Below are 16,226 nucleotides of genomic sequence, written 5' to 3' on the forward strand. Positions count from 1 at the left end.
AGGCACATGAGCGCCTGCCAGCTCGGCAAGGGGCGCAATTGTAGAGAAGGCGTGCCGCACACGCAAGGCAATTGGCGAATATTTGAACAGCCTGAGATATTCAGAATGTGTCAGCCCCTATTCGCGGGCACGCCCGCTCCCACAGGCTCACTGCTGCCTCTGGCATTGCAGATTACCTGTGGGAGCGGGCGCGCCCGCGAATAGGCCGATACAGGCTGAAGATCAGCGCTTGGCCTGACGCTGACGGACGGCTTCGAACAGGCAAACCCCGGTCGCTACCGACACGTTAAGGCTGCTGACGCTACCCGCCATCGGCAACTTCACCAGAAAGTCGCAATGCTCGCGGGTGAGCCGGCGCATGCCCTTGCCTTCCGCGCCCATGATCATCACCAGTGGCCCGGTGAGGTCCTGCTGGTAGATCTCCTGCTCGGCCTCGCCAGCGGTACCCACGACCCAAAGGCCACGCTGCTGCAACTTCTCAAGCGTACGCGCCAGGTTGGTCACAGCCACCAGCGGAATGACTTCTGCCGCGCCACAAGCCACCTTTCGAACAACCGGCGTCAGCGTTGCCGACTTGTCCTTGGGCACGATCACTGCCGTGGCACCGGCCGCATCCGCGGTACGCAGGCAGGCGCCGAGGTTGTGCGGGTCGGTCACGCCGTCCAGCACCAGGATCAGCGGCGGCGTCTCTGTGCGCTCAAGCAGCTCTTCGAGCATCAGCTCGCCCCACACCTGGCTCGGGCTGACCTCGGCTACAACGCCCTGGTGCACACCTTCGACCCAGGCATCCATCTCACGGCGCTCGGCCTGGCCGACCGGCACGCGGTTTTCCGCGGCCAGCGCCAGCAAGGTCTCGAGGCGTGGCTCGCTGCGCCCTTCCGACAGCCAGATCTGCTTGACCCGCTTTGGATGGTGCTGCAGCAATGCCTGCACGGCGTGTACGCCGTAGATCTTTTCCAGCTGACTCATGAATTGCTCTTGCTTTTGCGTGGCGCGCCGGACTTCGACGGGCCTTTACGGTGCTTGGTCGGCTTACCGGACGGCTTGCCACCTTTCTCGGATTTGCTGCCGGCACTGCTGCGCGCGTCGGTCATCAGCGCTTTCTTCATCTCGCGGCTTTTACGCACTTCAGCGTTACGCTGCACAGCATCCTTGGGGAAGTACGCTTCGGACGCTTCGCTTTTGCGGCTGCGCGGCTTGGGCGTGGCTTTCGCTTCGGTTGCCGGCTGTTGCTCGGTTTTTTCGGCAGCCGGCGCGGCACCCCGCTGCTTGCGGCCGATCGGTGCGGCAAGGGTCTTTTCCGACACTTCGAAGTCGATCTTGCGCTCATCCAGGTCAACACGCATGACCTTCACTTCGATGGTGTCGCCCAAGCGGAAGCTGCGACCGGTACGCTCGCCGGCCAGGCGATGGTGTACCGGGTCGAAGTGGTAGTAGTCACCCGGCAACGCACTGACGTGCACCAGGCCCTCTACATAGATATCGGTCAGCTCGACGAACAGGCCGAAACCGGTCACCGCGGTGATCACGCCCGGGAAGGTCTCGCCCACGCGATCCTTCATGAACTCGCACTTGAGCCAGTTGACCACGTCACGGGTGGCTTCGTCAGCCCGACGCTCGGTCATCGAGCACTGCTCGCCGAGTTGCTCCAGGGTGTTTTCGTCGTACGGGTAGATACGCGCCTTGGGGATGCTCATGGCACCGGCACGCTTGACGTGCGGGGTATCAACCTTGGAGCGGATGATGCTGCGGATGGCGCGGTGCACCAGCAGGTCAGGGTACCGGCGAATCGGCGAGGTGAAGTGGGTGTACGCCTCGTAGTTCAGGCCGAAGTGGCCGTTGTTCTCGGTGCTGTACACGGCCTGGCTCAGCGAGCGCAGCATCACCGTCTGGATCAGGTGGAAGTCCGGGCGGCCGGCGATGCTCGCCAGCAGGGCCTGGTAATCCTTCGGCGACGGGTCCTTGCCCTTGTGCAGGCTCAGGCCCAACTCACCCAGGAAGGCACGCAGTTTTTCCAGGCGCTCCGGTGGAGGGCCGTCGTGCACGCGGTACAACGCCGGTACACCGTGCTTCTGCAGGAACTCGGCAGTGGCCACGTTGGCCGCCAGCATGCATTCCTCGATCAGCTTGTGGGCATCGTTACGCACTGTCGGGCGAATTTCAGCGATCTTGCGCTGATCACCGAAAATGATGCGGGTTTCCTGGGTTTCGAAGTCGATGGCACCACGCGTGTGACGCGCTTCCACCAGCACCTTGTACAGGTTGTACAGGTTTTTCAGGTCGGGCACGACCTCCTTGTACTCCTCGCGCAGCGCCTTGCCCTCACGGGTGCGGGCATGCTCGAGCATGCTGCTGACCTTGTTGTAGGTCAGGCGGGCGTGGGAGTGGATCACGCCTTCGTAGAACTGATAGTCGACCATCTGGCCGGCTTTGTTCATGGTCATTTCACAGACCATGGCCAACCGGTCGACGTGCGGGTTCAGCGAGCACAGGCCGTTGGACAGCTCTTCGGGGAGCATCGGCACCACGCGCTCGGGGAAGTACACCGAGTTGCCGCGCTGCTGGGCTTCGACATCCAGGGCAGAGCCCAGACGCACGTAGCTGGAAACGTCAGCGATGGCCACGTACAGGCGCCAGCCACCGGAGAACAGACGCAGCTTGCCCAGCGGTTCGCAATAAACGGCATCGTCGAAGTCGCGGGCGTCTTCACCGTCGATGGTGACGAACGGCAGATGGCGCAGGTCGACACGCTTCTCTTTGTCCTTCTCCTCGACTTCGGAGCGGAACTTGCGTGCTTCCTTGACCACATCATTGGGCCACACGTGCGGAATGTCGTAGCTGCGCAGGGCAACGTCGATTTCCATGCCCGGCGCCATGTAGTTGCCGATGACCTCGACCACATCGCCTTGCGGCTGGAAGCGCGGCGTTGGCCAGTGGGTGATCTTGATCTCGACGAACTGGCCGATCTTGGCACCGCCGTTACGCCCGGCGGTCACCAGCACTTCCTGCTGGATCTTCGGGTTGTCCGGGGTTACGTAACCGATGCCGCCTTCTTCGAAATAGCGGCCGACCACGCTTTCGTGGGCACGAGAGATGACTTCGACCAGCACGCCCTCACGGCGGCCACGACGGTCGACACCGGAGACGCGGGCCAGGCCGCGGTCACCATCAAACACCAGTCGCATCTGCGACGGGCTGAGGAACAGATCTTCGCTGCCGTCATCGGGAATAAGGAAGCCGAAGCCGTCGCGATGGCCGGAGACGCGACCACAGATCAGGTCCAGCTTGTCTACCGGGGCATAAGTGCCGCGCCGGGTATAGATAAGCTGGCCATCGCGCTCCATGGCACGCAGGCGGCGGCGCAGGGCTTCGATCTGGTCTTCTTCATACAGACCGAACTCTTTTGCCAGCTCCTCGCGGGCAGCAGGTTCGCCTCGGTCGGCGAGACGCTGCAGGATCAGCTCACGGCTGGGAATGGGGTTGTCGTATTTTTCCGCTTCGCGAGCGGCCTCGGGATCGAGGGATTGCCAATCGGCCATCAGAAGGGGTTCACCTTGGGGTATATAGATATGAATTCTGGCATAGGCGTATTGAAACCGGAAATGTCTGCCTTGGACAGCCCCCGCTGCAGTGCATAAACAGCAGAAATAGGCTTGTGGAATCAACGGGTTGAATTTTTTGAATTTTTTTTCGGCTGGGGGCTTTACAGCCTTGGGGAGCGTCCGTATAGTGCGCACCACAACGACGGACAACCCCGAAGTTGTAGTAGAGATGAACGACGCTGTAAAGCATCAAGTAACCTCGAATGTGTGCCCAGGTGGCGGAATTGGTAGACGCGCTGGTTTCAGGTATCAGTGACCGCAAGGTCGTGGAAGTTCGAGTCTTCTCCTGGGCACCAAATATTTTCAAGTAACAGATGACCAAGGATCTGTTACTACTGTGTGAAAGCGAACGATAGTCGCCTTCTGCAGATGATGTAAAGCTTTGCCCAGGTGGCGGAATTGGTAGACGCGCTGGTTTCAGGTATCAGTGACCGCAAGGTCGTGGAAGTTCGAGTCTTCTCCTGGGCACCATACAAAAACCCACTAGCTTGCTAGTGGGTTTTTTCTTGCCTGCGATTTTTTGTGCCCCCCTCCTCGATACGCGCACGTTGTAAGAGCGGGCTCACCCGCGAATCCCCCCCCTACAGGCAACACACCCCAACCCCTTGCACCATGGTCTGACCATGAATTTCTCGTCACCCGGCCACTTGAGAAAGAATTTCGTTTACCATTGTTTCCAAATATGTAGCCGTAAGCGAGGAAGTACCCGCATGACGATCCGCCCGCAACCGCTGATGCGTACCTTGGCCGCCGCACTGCTGAGCCTGGTCATCGGCGCTCCGGCCGCCATGGCAGACGCACCGGTCACGCTGACCATGTACAACGGTCAGCACAAGGAAATCGGCGAAGCCATTGCCAAGGCCTATGAGGCCAAGACCGGCATCCACATCGACATCCGCAAAGGCAGCAGCAATCAGCTTGCCAGCCAGATCATCGAGGAAGGCGACCGCTCGCCGGCCGACATCATCTACACAGAAGAGTCCCCGCCCCTGAACAACCTGGGTGAGCTGGACCTGCTGGCCAAGATTGACGACGCCACGTTGAACATGATGCCCAAGGAGTACGTTGGCGCCAACGGCACCTGGATGGGTATCACCGCCCGTACGCGCATCGTGGTGTACAACCCGAAGAAAGTCGACGAGAAAGACCTGCCGACCACAGTGATGGACTTCGCCAACCCTGAGTGGGAAGGCCGCGTCGGCTACGTCCCCACCAGCGGTGCGTTCCAGGAGCAGGCCGTGGCCATTCTGAAGATGCACGGGCGTGAAGCCACCGAAGAATGGTTGACCGGCCTGAAAGCCTTCGGCAAGACCTACACCAACAACATGGTTGCCCTCAAAGCCGTAGAAAAGGGTGAAGTGGCTGCGGTACTGGTGAACAACTACTACTGGTACGCGCTTGAACGCGAACGCGGCAAGCTGGACACCAAGCTCTATTACCTGGCCGACGGCGATGCTGGCAACCTGGTTACTATCTCCGGCGCAGGCGTGGTCAAGGCCAGCAAACACCCGAAAGAAGCCCAGGCCCTGCTCAACTGGATGGCCAGCGAGGAAGGCCAGCGCGTGATTACCCAGACCACCGCCGAGTACCCGCTGCACAAGGGCATGGTTTCTGACCGCGGCCTGAAGCCGTTCGACGAACTGCGCCCGCCGAAGATCTCGCCAGCTGACCTGGGCAATGCCGAGGAAGCCATCGAACTTGAGCGTGAGGTCGGCCTGCTCTGATGACTGCCGCCCTGTCCGAACCGGTGCCGGTACGCTTCGTACCGCGCCGCAAGCGCCCTTCCATCTGGGTAGTGCTGCCTGTGCTGTTCCTAGTGGCAATGAGCTTGCTGCCACTGGCTTATGTCGCCATCAAAGCCTGGGAAGCCGGCTGGCGCGAAGCTTTGCACCTGCTGTGGCGGCCCTTTGTCTGGGGGCTGATGCGCAACACCCTGATGCTGATGGTCGGGGTGACGCTGACCTGCATGGTGGTCGGCCTGGCACTGGCCTGGCTGCTGGAGCGCAGCAACCTGGCCGGCCGCCGGTTGTGGGGCGTGGTGCTGTGCCTGCCATTCGCCGTGCCGTCGTTCGTCAGCAGCTTCACCTGGGTGTCGCTAAGTTCGGACTTTGAAGGCCTGGGCGGCGCGATCATGGTCATGGCCCTGTCCAAGTACCCGCTGGTGTTCCTGCCCGTTGCCGCAACCCTGCGCAACCTTGACACCTCGCTGGAGGAGTCGGCACGCACCTTGGGTTGCAGCCGCTGGGGCGTGTTCAGCAAAGTCACCCTGCCGCTGCTGTGGCCGTCGATGCTCGGCGGTGCGCTACTGATTGCCCTGCATATGCTGGTGGAGTTTGGCGCGCTGTCGATCCTCGGCCTGCAAACCTTTACCACGGCGATCTACCAGCAGTTCGAACTGGAGTTCAGCAATGCCAACGCGGCCATGCTGTCTGCCGTGCTGTTGGCGATGTGCCTGGCAATGCTGTGGCTGGAACTGCGGGTGCGCGGCAAAGCCCGCCATGTACGTATTGGCCAGGGCGTAGCGCGGCGTGCGCAACCGGTGCGGCTGCGCGGCTGGGCGGTGCTGGCGCAACTGTTCTGCGTGGGCCTGGCGGTGCTGGGCAGCGGCATTCCGCTGGCGATGCTCGGTTACTGGCTGAGCGTAGGTTCGTCGGCGGCATTTCCGGTGGCGGCCATCTCGAAGGCGTTGTTCACCTCGCTGTCGGTGTCGCTGGGCGGTGCTGGCTTCTGTGTGCTGCTGGCTCTGCCTATCAGCTTTTTAGTGGTGCGCTACAAAGGCCGCCTGGCGATCTGGGCCGAGCGCCTGCCCTATCTGCTGCACGCCCTGCCCGGCTTGGTGATTGCCCTGACCCTGGTGTTTTTCGCCCTGCACTACGTGCCGGCGCTGTACCAGACCACGGCGCTGCTGCTGCTGGCCTACGCGCTGCTGTTCCTGCCGCTGGCCCAGTCGCCGGTGCGCACCGCGCTTAACAAGGCTTCGCCGACGCTGGAAGAAGCCGCACGCACCCTGGGCGCCAGCAGCTTTGCCGCGTTCTGCCGGGTGACCTTGCCGATCATCTTCCCGGCCATGGCAGCGGCCTTTGCACTGGTGTTCCTGGATGCCATGAAGGAGCTGACGGCTACCCTGCTGCTCAGCCCGACCGGCATGACCACCCTGGCCACCGAAGTGTGGGCGCATACGGCCAATGTCGAGTTCGCGGCGGCGGCGCCGTATGCGGCGCTGCTGATCGTGGTGTCGGGGTTGCCGGTTTACTTGCTGACTACGCGGATGTATTTGAACAAGGCTTGAAAGCTTGCCCAGGCCGCCATGTGGCCTGGGCACAAGCCTGAGTGCCTAGACTTCATCACAAGTTCACTTTAAAACTCCCACTAGCCAGTTGAAAGCAAAGAACAAGGTCGTAGATACTACAAGCCCCACCCAAGAGGGCAACAAAACTCTTTCCATAGACCTTGGGAAACTCTCGAGATCTGAAATATCTGCCACACCTTTTCGAACAAACAACCCTGGAATCATGAGCATATTTGCCGCCAGGCAAGTACGCATTAATTTTCCAGCAAGGCCAGCCGCTGAAAAGTTCCCCCTATTATCCTGAATATACTTGCATTTCGCTAAAGCTTTTTCGATAGCTTCTATAGATCGACAAGCAAAGTAAATCATCACACACACGCTGATTGACATACAAGCGAGCAGGATAGATGCGATTATCGTCATTGCTTCGGTACTCATTTCCGCACTCTCATAAATCACTGCGCATCAGTTGGTACGTCTGGTGTACAGCCTGTTAACCAAGAAGCAGGCTTATGTTGAACAAGGTCTTGAAGAGTTCGGAACCGAGACCGGCAGGTCAGGGCTTTGCTTCGCAAAGCCCGAAAACTGGGGTATCAGTTGGTGACTGCTTGAGTGCTTAGAAAACAATGGGTTGCATTCTGTTTGACCAGAGCTTACCTCAAGTACTCTATCCAAACAAAAAAAAGAACAATCAATGCAATCAGCAAAATTTGTACAGTCCACAAGCGCACTAACAGCCTTTGCAGGTCGGCGGAAACCTTAGCAATATCATTGCGATCTAATAGGCCCTTTCGAACGCTAAAATATTTCATAGACAGCATTGCAGAAATTGATCCTAGCCGCATGACTTTCCCAAGTAGCCCAGCATGAGAATATATTTCTCTGTTCACAGCCACCATTCGGCTATTTGACAAGATTGATTCGATACGATCCAGATATCGATACGCAACGAATACCCACACACCAAACATCAAAAACGGCGAGATAATTACAAACACACCAAGCACTGCCAGGTGCAAGTTACTCATCGCACTGCCTCATACAAAATCTCCCCTACGCTTTCTCCCAATACCTCACCAAACTCACCGCCAGCAATACCTCCAGCCGCTCCCCCCAATACCGCACATGCGAAAGTTGCTGCTCCACCGGTGGGAATACCTACAGCGACAGCTTCACTTCCTTCAGGTGCTGCCCGGCACAGCTCGCCTCCAGCAGCTTGTAGCTGGCACTGTCCAGATACCTAGTGAAGGTGACGTTGGTGAGTGTGGTGCGGCCTGATGATGCGCCGCCCGCGGAGCTTGCGGTGGCAGAGATGCTCTGGTTGGCACCGAACTTGTAGCCGATGATTTCGACCCAGTTGGCGTACTGCTCGTCCAGTGCTTCGCCAGTGATCTCTGCGATTTGAATATAAGCATCGAAGGCCAAGCTTACCTCTCCTTGGTAATGATTGGACTGATAACGACGGTGTCCGGACATCGCTGCCGTGAGGTTGTTCCCGAAGGCGAATGGCGGATTGGCGCTGCGTGCCTTCAGATGCGACTGACCCTAGCGCCCTAGGCCCGATGCCGGAATCATACGCGTCCGGCCAGGGCCAATTTGGGAAATTGCCTACAAATTTGATGATGAATGCCGGGTGATCACGTCAAAAATGTTTCGAGTCGAGATTGGCCAACATTCGGCACACAATCGGCCGATAGCCAGCTCAGACAGGGATCGCATCAGGGCTGACAGGTGTTTGCCACAAGATATGCAGCGCGTGTGGGATCGAGCGCCGCCCGCGCGGCGCGCATCGCGAGCTGGCGCTCGCTCCTACGTTTGTTTCGGGCCAGTCACGCCTGTGATAGGCGCGCGCGACCGCCTTGTTTGTACGACGCAATATCGCGCCATGCGCCAAGGCGTTCGCGCGCAAATCCCATAGGAATAATTGGCACGAAACAAACGTAGGAGCGAGCGCCAGCTCGCGATGCGCGCCGCGCAGGCGGCGCTCGATCTCACACGCGATGAAGATGCTGTGACGAACACCTGCCAACCCTGACGGCCACCGCGCCGCTCCAAAACCTGCGCAATACCTGTGGGAACCGGCTCGCCGGCGACAGGGCCAGCCCAGGCAATCAAGCCCTGAATTGACCCAGGCTCGCCCGCAGTTGCGCGGCCAACTCATCCAGCACCTTGCTGCTGGCCGTAGTCTGCATCACCACCTCAGCCGAACGCTCAGCCTGAGCATGGATAGTCTCCACTCGCCCACGCACCGCCTGCGCGCCATTCGCCTGCTGCTCGGCCGCTCGGGTCGCCAGGCCAATGGCCGCATGCACCTGCTCCACCGCCGCCTGCACTGACTGCTGCCGACGCTCGTTGTCACGCAGCACCAGCAAGCCTTCGCTAGCCTTGAGCCCAGCCTGGCTGATGGTGGCCACAGCTTCCTTGGCGCCCTTCTGCAGCGCTGCGATGTGCGCCTGGATATCGCCCGTAGAGCTTTGCGTCTTGCTCGCCAGCGCGCGCACCTCGTCGGCCACCACGGCAAAGCCGCGCCCGGTTTCGCCAGCACGGGCCGCCTCGATGGCGGCATTCAAGGCCAACAGGTTGGTCTGCTCGGCGATGCCGTGGATCACCGTCAGCACCACTTCAATCTGCTCGCTCTGCTTGGCCAGGCGCTCGATCACCTGGGAGCCGGCATCCACCTGCCCAGCCAGGTTCTCGATCAACCCGGCAAGCTGGGTCGAGGTGCGGCTGTTTTCATCGGTCGCCTGGCGGATATCCACCACTTGCTGCAACGCCGCCTGCATCGCATGACTTTCGGCTTGTGCTTCATCAGCCATGCTCGACAGGTCGCGCAGGCTCGCCGCTACTTCGTCGCGCTGCAACGCGGCGGCAGCATCTGCGCCGGCGTTGCGCTGGGCCATCGCACCAATCTCCACACCCGTGCGCTGCGCCACCTCGCCGGCTTCGCGCACAATCGGCTGCAACTTGTCGACAAAGCGGTTCACTGCCGAGGCCATGTCGCCGATTTCATCGCGGCTGTCGAGCGGCACGCGCTTGGTCAAGTCACCTTCGCCGGCCGCCAGGTCATCAAGAGCGGCAATCAACAGGCGCAGCTTGCTCAGTACCCGGCGGCCTAACACCAGAGCCACCACTACCAACACCCCGAGGCCGACCAGCACCAGGCCCAGACCGATACGCCAGCGCAGCTCTGCAGCGGCATCGCGCACGGTTTGCGCGGTATTGGCCTGCATGGCGGCAGCACTGCCCTGCGCCTTCTCAAGGCGCTCACGCAGGGTCTTGCCGCTATCGGCAGCAGCACCGACCAGGCTGTCGCCAACCAACTGCTCTCCGCTAGCGATCAGCGCCGCGAAGCGCTGGTCCAGCGCCTTTAGCTCATGGTCGATGCCGGCAGTGGAAACCCCCATTACCACCTTACCGATTTCCGTGCCATTGGGGCTGATCGAGGCTTCGACGAAGTACACCGCCGGGTCACGCCGGGCAGCATCAATCACCTTGTCCAGCGCACGCTCGCCCTGGCCTTTTTCCATCAAGGCCTGGTTGATCGGGTTTTGCCGGTTGAGGTAGCGAGTCAGGTGCTGACCCTGTGCGTCGTCGTACACCACGAACAACACGTTCGGATTGCGCTGCGCGCGTCGGGCAAAGTCCGAAAGTACAGGCACGTCGTTGTCCCAGATCGCCCGCGGCGCAACCGAAGCCAGCAGCTCGGCCATGTCGTTGGCGGAATCCTTGAGGTTCTTTTCCAGGGTACTGCGAAGTTGCTGCTGTTCGCTTTGCAGGCGCTCCGACAACCCTGCGCTCAGGCGCTGGCGGGTGCTGCTGGACAGGCCGTCGAGCCCAGAGCGCACATCTTGCCCGGCTTGCTCCAGTTCGCTTGCGAGTTGGCGGCTGTCATTACCCAGTCGCTCGCCAAGGTCAGCCTCCAAAGCGGTGACTGTGCTTCGGGTAAGCGCAACGGCAACCAGCACCTGCACCAAAAGAGCGATACCAAGGGCAACAAACACAGGCCGCAAGAGGCGGCTTCGTAACAGTGAGAGGATGGCAGACACGGTGTAACCCTCGTGTTTTCTGGCGCCACTATTTTGATGGCATCTACAGAAACTTCTTACAGCAAGGGTTGTGCCGTAGGCAGCAGGGAAATGCGCCAAGGTCTAGCAATGGGGTTTCGTGTGCCGGCCCTTTCGCGGGTAAACCCGCTCCTACAACGGCCTGCGCCCAACCTCCGTTGCGTGCCCACACCCAATCAGTGTAGGAGCGGGTTTACCCGCGAATACGGTAGCGGCGGCAACGGTGGATTGCCGATGGATTGGCCAGCCCCGGCATACCCACAAATGAAAACGCCGCAGCCCTTTTCAGGGCCACGGCGTCAGATCAGCCTGGAGGGCAGATCAGGCGAACGGATGACGCAGCACGATGGTCTCGTTGCGGTCCGGGCCGGTCGAAATGATGTCGATCGGCGCGCCAACCAGCTCTTCGATACGCTTGATGTAGTCACGCGCAGCTTGCGGCAGCTCTTCCAGGGTTTTCACACCCAGAGTGGACTCGCTCCAGCCTGGCATCTCTTCGTACACCGGCTCCAGGCCGATGTAGCTGTCGGCATCGGAAGGCGCGTCGATGACGGCACCGTTCTCGTTCTTGTAGCCAACACAGATGTTGATGGTTTCCAGGCCGTCCAGTACGTCCAGCTTGGTCAGGCAGATGCCCGAGATGCTGTTGACGTCGATGGCGCGACGCAGGATGACGGCGTCGAACCAGCCGCAACGACGGGCACGGCCGGTGGTGGAACCGAACTCGTGACCACGCTTGGCCAGGGTAGCGCCGGTCTCGTCGAACAGTTCGGTCGGGAACGGACCGGAACCCACGCGAGTGGTGTAGGCCTTGGTGATACCCAGGATGTAGTCCAGGTACATCGGGCCAACGCCGGAACCGGTGGAAATACCGCCAGCAGTGGTGTTGGAGCTGGTGACGTACGGGTAGGTGCCGTGGTCGATGTCCAGCAGCGAGCCCTGGGCGCCTTCGAACATGATGTCCTTGCCGGCGCGACGCAGGTTGTGCAGCTCGGCGGTGACGTCGAGCATCATCGGCTTGAGCTGATCGGCGTAAGCCATGCACTCGTCCAGCGTCTGCTGGAAGTCGATCGCCGGCTCTTTGTAGTAGTTCACCAGCTGGAAGTTGTGGTAATCCAGCAGCTCACCCAGCTTGGCAGCGAAACGCTCGCGGTGGAACAGGTCGCCCACGCGCAGGCCGCGACGTGCCACCTTGTCTTCGTAGGCTGGGCCAATACCACGGCCAGTGGTGCCGATCTTGGCTTCGCCACGGGCTTTTTCGCGGGCCTGGTCCAGGGCCACATGGTACGACAGGATCAGCGGCGCAGCCGGGGAAATGCGCAGACGCTCACGCACCGGCACGCCTTTCTCTTCCAGCTTGGTGATTTCGCGCATCAGTGCGTCCGGGGCAACGACCACGCCGTTACCGATCAGGCACTGTACGCCTTCACGCAGGATGCCGGACGGAATCAGGTGCAGAACGGTTTTTTCACCGTTGATCACCAGGGTGTGACCCGCATTGTGGCCACCTTGGTAGCGCACTACGGCGGCAGCATGTTCGGTCAGCAGATCGACGATCTTGCCTTTGCCCTCATCACCCCACTGGGTGCCCAGGACGACGACATTCTTACCCATTACATTGGTCCTCATTCACGCAAACTTGGTTGCCGGCCTGTTGCCGACGCAGAAACTCACTGGGCCAGCGGCAGAACCTGCCAGCGCCCGTCTTGCTGAATCAATTGACGATCACAATCCGCCTCGAGAGCAGCACTCAACGGCTGGCCAGGCAGAGCCTGAACCACACGCTGGCCCTCGCTGCGCAACTGGCAGACTTGCTGCCAGAGGGCCGCGTCGCCACTGTCCGGCATCCAGATGCCGCCAGTTGGCAATACGACCTCCGCTCGCCCCAGTGTGACCAGGGTCTTCAAATCCGTGGAGAAACCAGTGGCCGGGCGCGCCCGGCCAAAATCAGCGCCAATATCGTCGTAGCGCCCGCCTTGGGCGATCGATTGGCCTTCGCCCGGCACGAACACGGCGAACACCACGCCGGTGTGATAGTGGTAGCCACGCAGCTCACCGAGGTCGAAGTACAGCGGCAGGTCCGGGTAGCGCGACGCCAGGCGATCAGCGATCGCCAGCAGGTCGTCCAGCGCCGCCAGTACGCTGGCCGGGGCGCGACCCAGGCGCACGCGGGCTTCAGTCAGTACTTCACGACCACCGCACAGCTCGACCAGGGCGCGCAGCATGCTGCCCAGGTCTTTCGGCAGGTCGGCGGTCAGTGCCTGCACTTCATCGACAGCCTTGCGCTGCATGGCGTCGAACAGCTGCTGTTCGACCGCGCCAGACAGGCCGGCGGCACGGGCCAGGCCGCGGTAAATACCGACATGGCCCAGGTCCATGTGCACATCCGGCACATCGGTCAGCTGCAGCGTGGCGAGCATCAGGCTGATGACCTCGACATCACTGGTAGGGCTGGCATCACCGTACAGCTCGGCACCCAGCTGGATCGGGCTGCGCGAGGTGGACAGGGCACGCGGCTGGGCGTGCAGCACGCTACCGGCATAGCACAGGCGGCTCGGGCCTTCACGGCGCAGTGTGTGCGCATCGATACGCGCCACCTGCGGGGTGAAGTCGGCGCGGAAGCCCATCAGGCGGCCGGACTGCGGGTCCACTACCTTGAAGGTGCGCTGATCCAGGTCCTGGCCGGCGCCGGTAAGCAGCGACTCCAGGTACTCGATATGCGGGGTGACGACCAGTTCGTAGCCCCAACTCTGGAACAGGTCCAACACCTGGCGGCGCGCGATCTCGATGCGCGCAGCCTCAGGTGGCAGTACTTCCTCGATGCCATCTGGCAGCAGCCAGCGGTCTACCGTTGCCATTACGCCATTTCCCCTCTGGTCCGGGCGGCTTGCCAGCAGGCAAGCCGTCAGAAAAGCCGGTATCGCGCACAGCAGCGGGCAGCACTGATCCCAGCGCAGCCACCGTACCCGACACCCTCAAATTGCCTTGCGAGCTGACCAAACTGTCGACTGGCGCTGTGCCAATCAACCTTGCAGACGCAAAAAAGCCGGGAAATTTCCCGGCTGCCTCATCATACACCCCTTTTCATTCAGGATGCACCCCGCCTGGTGCATTAGCTGCCAGGCGGGACGCCGCTGCATGAAAATCAGGGCCTGAGCATCAAGGCCTGCTCTTGTCCAGGTAACGGAAGAACTCGTTCTTCGGGTCCAGGACCATCACGTCGCTCTTGCTCGAGAAGCTCTCGCGGTATGCCTGCAGGCTACGGTGGAACGCATAGAAATCAGCGTCCTGGCTGTAGGCCTTGGCATAGATAGCGGCCGCCTGGGCGTCGCCATCACCACGGGTTTCTTCTGCTTCGCGATAAGCCTCGGCCAGCAGCACACGGCGCTGACGGTCGGCATCGGCACGGATACCTTCAGCCAGCTCGTTACCCTTGGCACGGTGCTCGCGGGCTTCACGCTCACGCTCGGTGCTCATACGGTCGAACACGCTGCGGTTGACTTCCTTCGGCAGGTCGATGGCCTTGACGCGCACGTCGACCACCTCAATGCCCAGCTCCTTGCTCGCCATGCGGTTCAGCGATGCAGTGATGTCAGCCATCAGCGCGTCACGTTCACCGGAAACCACTTCGTGCAGGGTACGTTTACCGAACTGGTCGCGCAGGCCACTTTCCAGACGGCGCGACAGACGCTCGTCGGCGATCTGCTTCATGCCGGACGTGGCGGTGTAGAAGCGTTCAGCGTCCTTGACGCGCCACTTGGCGTAGGCGTCGACCATCACCGCTTTCTTTTCCAGGGTCAGGAACCGCTGGGTAGGAGCATCGAGGGTCATCAGTCGGGCGTCGAACCTGCGCACCTGGTTCACGTACGGAATCTTCACGTGCAGGCCTGGCTGAACATCCGCCTCGACCACCTTACCGAAGCGCAGCAGTACCGCTCGCTCGGTCTGGGACACGATGTAGAAGCTGTTCCAGGCCACGATAGCCAGGACCACAGCGGCGATCAGGGCGATCAGCGATCTATTGCTCATCAGCGGCTCTCCCTAGTACGCAGCGGCTGCTGTTGCTGTTGCATGTCCTGCGCGGCACGGGCGGCCGCATCGTTGGTCGATGGCGACACGCTGGTGGTTGGCACGGACGGCCTGCGGCTGCCTTCGACCATCTTGTCCAGCGGCAGGTAGAGCAGGTTGCTCTGCCCGTCCTTGGTTGCCACCATGACCTTGCTCGAGTTGCTGTAGACCTCTTGCATGGTCTCCAGATACAGACGCTCACGGGTTACGTCAGGTGCCTTGCGGTACTCGACAAGCAGCTTGGTGAAGCGGTCTGCCTCACCCTTGGCGCGAGCGATGACTTCGTCGCGGTAACCATTGGCGTCCTCGATGATGCGCTGGGCCTGACCACGGGCTTCCGGCACCACGCCATTGGCATAGGACTCGGCCTGGTTGCGGGCACGCTGCTCGTCTTCGCGGGCTCGGATCACGTCGTCGAAGGCTTCCTGCACTTCACGCGGAGCTGCCGCGCTTTGTACGTTGACCTGGGTAACGGTGATACCGGTACGGTAGTTGTCGAGGAAGCGCTGCAGGCGTTCGCGGATATCCACGGCCATCTGCTCACGACCCTCGGTCAACACCTGGTCCATCGAAGTGGAGCCAACCACGTGGCGCAGAGCACTCTCGGTCGCGTGCTGCAAGCTCACCTCAGGCTGGTCGACATTGAGCACGAAGTCCTGCAGGTTGCTGATCTTGTACTGGACGGTCAGCGGCACCTCGACGATGTTCTCGTCTTCGGTCAGCATCTGGCCCTGCTTGGTGTAGGCACGCTCACGCGTGACGTTTTCCATGTACTTGCGATCAATCGGCGGGAAGTAGATGTTCAGGCCGGGACCGACCGTCTCATAGTACTTGCCGAAGCGCAGCACAACCGCCTGCTCCTGCTCGTCGACCACATACACGGCGTTGTACAGCCAGATTGCAGCCAGCACCGCCAGGCCGATGCCCAGCAGGCCCAGGCCACCGCCCTTGCCGACATTGCGGTCACCGCCGCCACGTTTCTTGCTGCCGCCGAACATGCCATTCAGGCTGTCCTGCAGTTTGCGGAAGGCCTCGTCCAGATCCGGTGGACCTTTCTTGTCACCACCGCCGCCACCGCCACCACGGCGGCCGCCCCAGGGATCCTGATTGTTCGAGTTGCCACCCGGCTCGTTCCAAGCCATAGCGCTCTCCATCTGATAAAGCAAAGACGCGCCCACGGCGCGCCGTCCAATGCTACAGAAT

The 16,226-nt window shown here is 61.0% G+C and carries 11 protein-coding genes, 2 tRNA genes and 2 pseudogenes; 5 read left to right on the plus strand and 10 right to left on the minus strand.

The features are described 5' to 3' along the window. Nucleotides 1-222 precede the first annotated feature (222 nt). Both rlmB and rnr read right to left on the minus strand, forming a co-directional pair. The gene (gene rlmB, locus ACE4QZ_RS25075; RefSeq protein WP_003249554.1) at nucleotides 223-969 is read right to left on the minus strand and encodes a 23S rRNA (guanosine(2251)-2'-O)-methyltransferase RlmB; all 747 of its coding nucleotides are present in this window, start codon (nucleotides 967-969) and stop codon (nucleotides 223-225) included. Further along, on the minus strand, nucleotides 966-3,539 hold the full coding sequence (gene rnr / locus ACE4QZ_RS25080) for a ribonuclease R (RefSeq protein WP_021783884.1): 2,574 nt from the start codon (nucleotides 3,537-3,539) through the stop codon (nucleotides 966-968). The genes rlmB and rnr overlap by 4 nt, the downstream gene beginning before the upstream one ends. Before the next feature lie 272 nt (nucleotides 3,540-3,811). On the opposite strand from rnr, the gene ACE4QZ_RS25085 reads away from it, so the two are divergent. From ACE4QZ_RS25085 to ACE4QZ_RS25100, 4 genes are all read left to right on the plus strand, one after another. Then, nucleotides 3,812-3,898, plus strand: a tRNA-Leu gene (locus ACE4QZ_RS25085). A gap of 88 nt (nucleotides 3,899-3,986) precedes the next feature. Next, nucleotides 3,987-4,073: transfer RNA gene (locus ACE4QZ_RS25090), tRNA-Leu, on the plus strand. 239 nt (nucleotides 4,074-4,312) lie between these two features. After that, a complete protein-coding gene (locus ACE4QZ_RS25095; RefSeq protein ID WP_021783883.1) occupies nucleotides 4,313-5,326 on the plus strand; it encodes an iron ABC transporter substrate-binding protein in 1,014 nt (337 codons plus the stop codon). Beyond that, nucleotides 5,326-6,891 (plus strand): ABC transporter permease, encoded by a 1,566-nt coding sequence (locus tag ACE4QZ_RS25100; RefSeq protein ID WP_003249548.1) that lies wholly within the window; start codon nucleotides 5,326-5,328, stop codon nucleotides 6,889-6,891. Before ACE4QZ_RS25095 ends, ACE4QZ_RS25100 begins: the two co-directional genes overlap by 1 nt. A 63-nt stretch (nucleotides 6,892-6,954) precedes the next feature. Here the strand turns inward: ACE4QZ_RS25100 and ACE4QZ_RS25105 are convergent, their stop codons facing one another. Further along, complete coding sequence (locus ACE4QZ_RS25105; RefSeq protein ID WP_135192562.1) at nucleotides 6,955-7,329, minus strand: hypothetical protein; 375 nt, start codon at nucleotides 7,327-7,329, stop codon at nucleotides 6,955-6,957. Between the two features lie 19 nt (nucleotides 7,330-7,348). On the opposite strand from ACE4QZ_RS25105, the pseudogene ACE4QZ_RS25110 reads away from it, so the two are divergent. Further along, nucleotides 7,349-7,503: pseudogene (locus ACE4QZ_RS25110) on the plus strand (IS110 family transposase); the annotation flags it as partial. Between the two features lie 41 nt (nucleotides 7,504-7,544). Here ACE4QZ_RS25110 and ACE4QZ_RS25115 read toward each other — a convergent pair. From ACE4QZ_RS25115 to hflK, 7 genes and pseudogenes are all read right to left on the minus strand, one after another. Beyond that, nucleotides 7,545-7,919 (minus strand): hypothetical protein, encoded by a 375-nt coding sequence (locus ACE4QZ_RS25115; protein WP_028698112.1) that lies wholly within the window; start codon nucleotides 7,917-7,919, stop codon nucleotides 7,545-7,547. A gap of 133 nt (nucleotides 7,920-8,052) precedes the next feature. Continuing rightward, nucleotides 8,053-8,316: pseudogene (locus tag ACE4QZ_RS25120) on the minus strand (type VI secretion system tube protein Hcp); the annotation flags it as partial. A 686-nt stretch (nucleotides 8,317-9,002) separates the two neighbouring features. Further along, complete coding sequence (locus ACE4QZ_RS25125; protein ID WP_021783880.1) at nucleotides 9,003-10,937, minus strand: methyl-accepting chemotaxis protein; 1,935 nt, start codon at nucleotides 10,935-10,937, stop codon at nucleotides 9,003-9,005. A gap of 339 nt (nucleotides 10,938-11,276) precedes the next feature. Continuing rightward, on the minus strand, nucleotides 11,277-12,569 hold the full coding sequence (locus ACE4QZ_RS25130) for an adenylosuccinate synthase (protein WP_021783879.1): 1,293 nt from the start codon (nucleotides 12,567-12,569) through the stop codon (nucleotides 11,277-11,279). Nucleotides 12,570-12,625: 56 nt separating this feature from the next. After that, on the minus strand, nucleotides 12,626-13,813 hold the full coding sequence (locus tag ACE4QZ_RS25135) for an ATP phosphoribosyltransferase regulatory subunit (RefSeq protein ID WP_021783878.1): 1,188 nt from the start codon (nucleotides 13,811-13,813) through the stop codon (nucleotides 12,626-12,628). Nucleotides 13,814-14,114: 301 nt separating this feature from the next. Then, nucleotides 14,115-14,984, minus strand: a complete 870-nt coding sequence (gene hflC, locus ACE4QZ_RS25140; RefSeq protein WP_014592592.1) for a protease modulator HflC — start codon at nucleotides 14,982-14,984, stop codon at nucleotides 14,115-14,117. Beyond that, nucleotides 14,984-16,165, minus strand: a complete 1,182-nt coding sequence (hflK, locus tag ACE4QZ_RS25145; RefSeq protein WP_021783877.1) for an FtsH protease activity modulator HflK — start codon at nucleotides 16,163-16,165, stop codon at nucleotides 14,984-14,986. Before hflK ends, hflC begins: the two co-directional genes overlap by 1 nt. Between the last annotated feature and the right edge of the window lie 61 nt (nucleotides 16,166-16,226).

Origin of the sequence: Pseudomonas sp. DCA-1 (genome assembly GCF_046523955.1) — a bacterium.
Lineage (GTDB): Bacteria > Pseudomonadota > Gammaproteobacteria > Pseudomonadales > Pseudomonadaceae > Aquipseudomonas > Aquipseudomonas putida_Y.

What these genes read in the sequence shown, in the direction of transcription:
- rlmB (WP_003249554.1), bottom strand. Translation starts at nt 969, where the DNA reads ATGAGTCAGCTGGAAAAGATCTACGGCGTACACGCCGTGCAGGCATTG.
- rnr (WP_021783884.1), bottom strand. Translation starts at nt 3,539, where the DNA reads ATGGCCGATTGGCAATCCCTCGATCCCGAGGCCGCTCGCGAAGCGGAA.
- ACE4QZ_RS25095 (WP_021783883.1), top strand. Translation starts at nt 4,313, where the DNA reads ATGACGATCCGCCCGCAACCGCTGATGCGTACCTTGGCCGCCGCACTG.
- ACE4QZ_RS25100 (WP_003249548.1), top strand. Translation starts at nt 5,326, where the DNA reads ATGACTGCCGCCCTGTCCGAACCGGTGCCGGTACGCTTCGTACCGCGC.
- ACE4QZ_RS25105 (WP_135192562.1), bottom strand. Translation starts at nt 7,329, where the DNA reads ATGAGTACCGAAGCAATGACGATAATCGCATCTATCCTGCTCGCTTGT.
- ACE4QZ_RS25115 (WP_028698112.1), bottom strand. Translation starts at nt 7,919, where the DNA reads ATGAGTAACTTGCACCTGGCAGTGCTTGGTGTGTTTGTAATTATCTCG.
- ACE4QZ_RS25130 (WP_021783879.1), bottom strand. Translation starts at nt 12,569, where the DNA reads ATGGGTAAGAATGTCGTCGTCCTGGGCACCCAGTGGGGTGATGAGGGC.
- ACE4QZ_RS25135 (WP_021783878.1), bottom strand. Translation starts at nt 13,813, where the DNA reads ATGGCAACGGTAGACCGCTGGCTGCTGCCAGATGGCATCGAGGAAGTA.
- hflC (WP_014592592.1), bottom strand. Translation starts at nt 14,984, where the DNA reads ATGAGCAATAGATCGCTGATCGCCCTGATCGCCGCTGTGGTCCTGGCT.
- hflK (WP_021783877.1), bottom strand. Translation starts at nt 16,165, where the DNA reads ATGGCTTGGAACGAGCCGGGTGGCAACTCGAACAATCAGGATCCCTGG.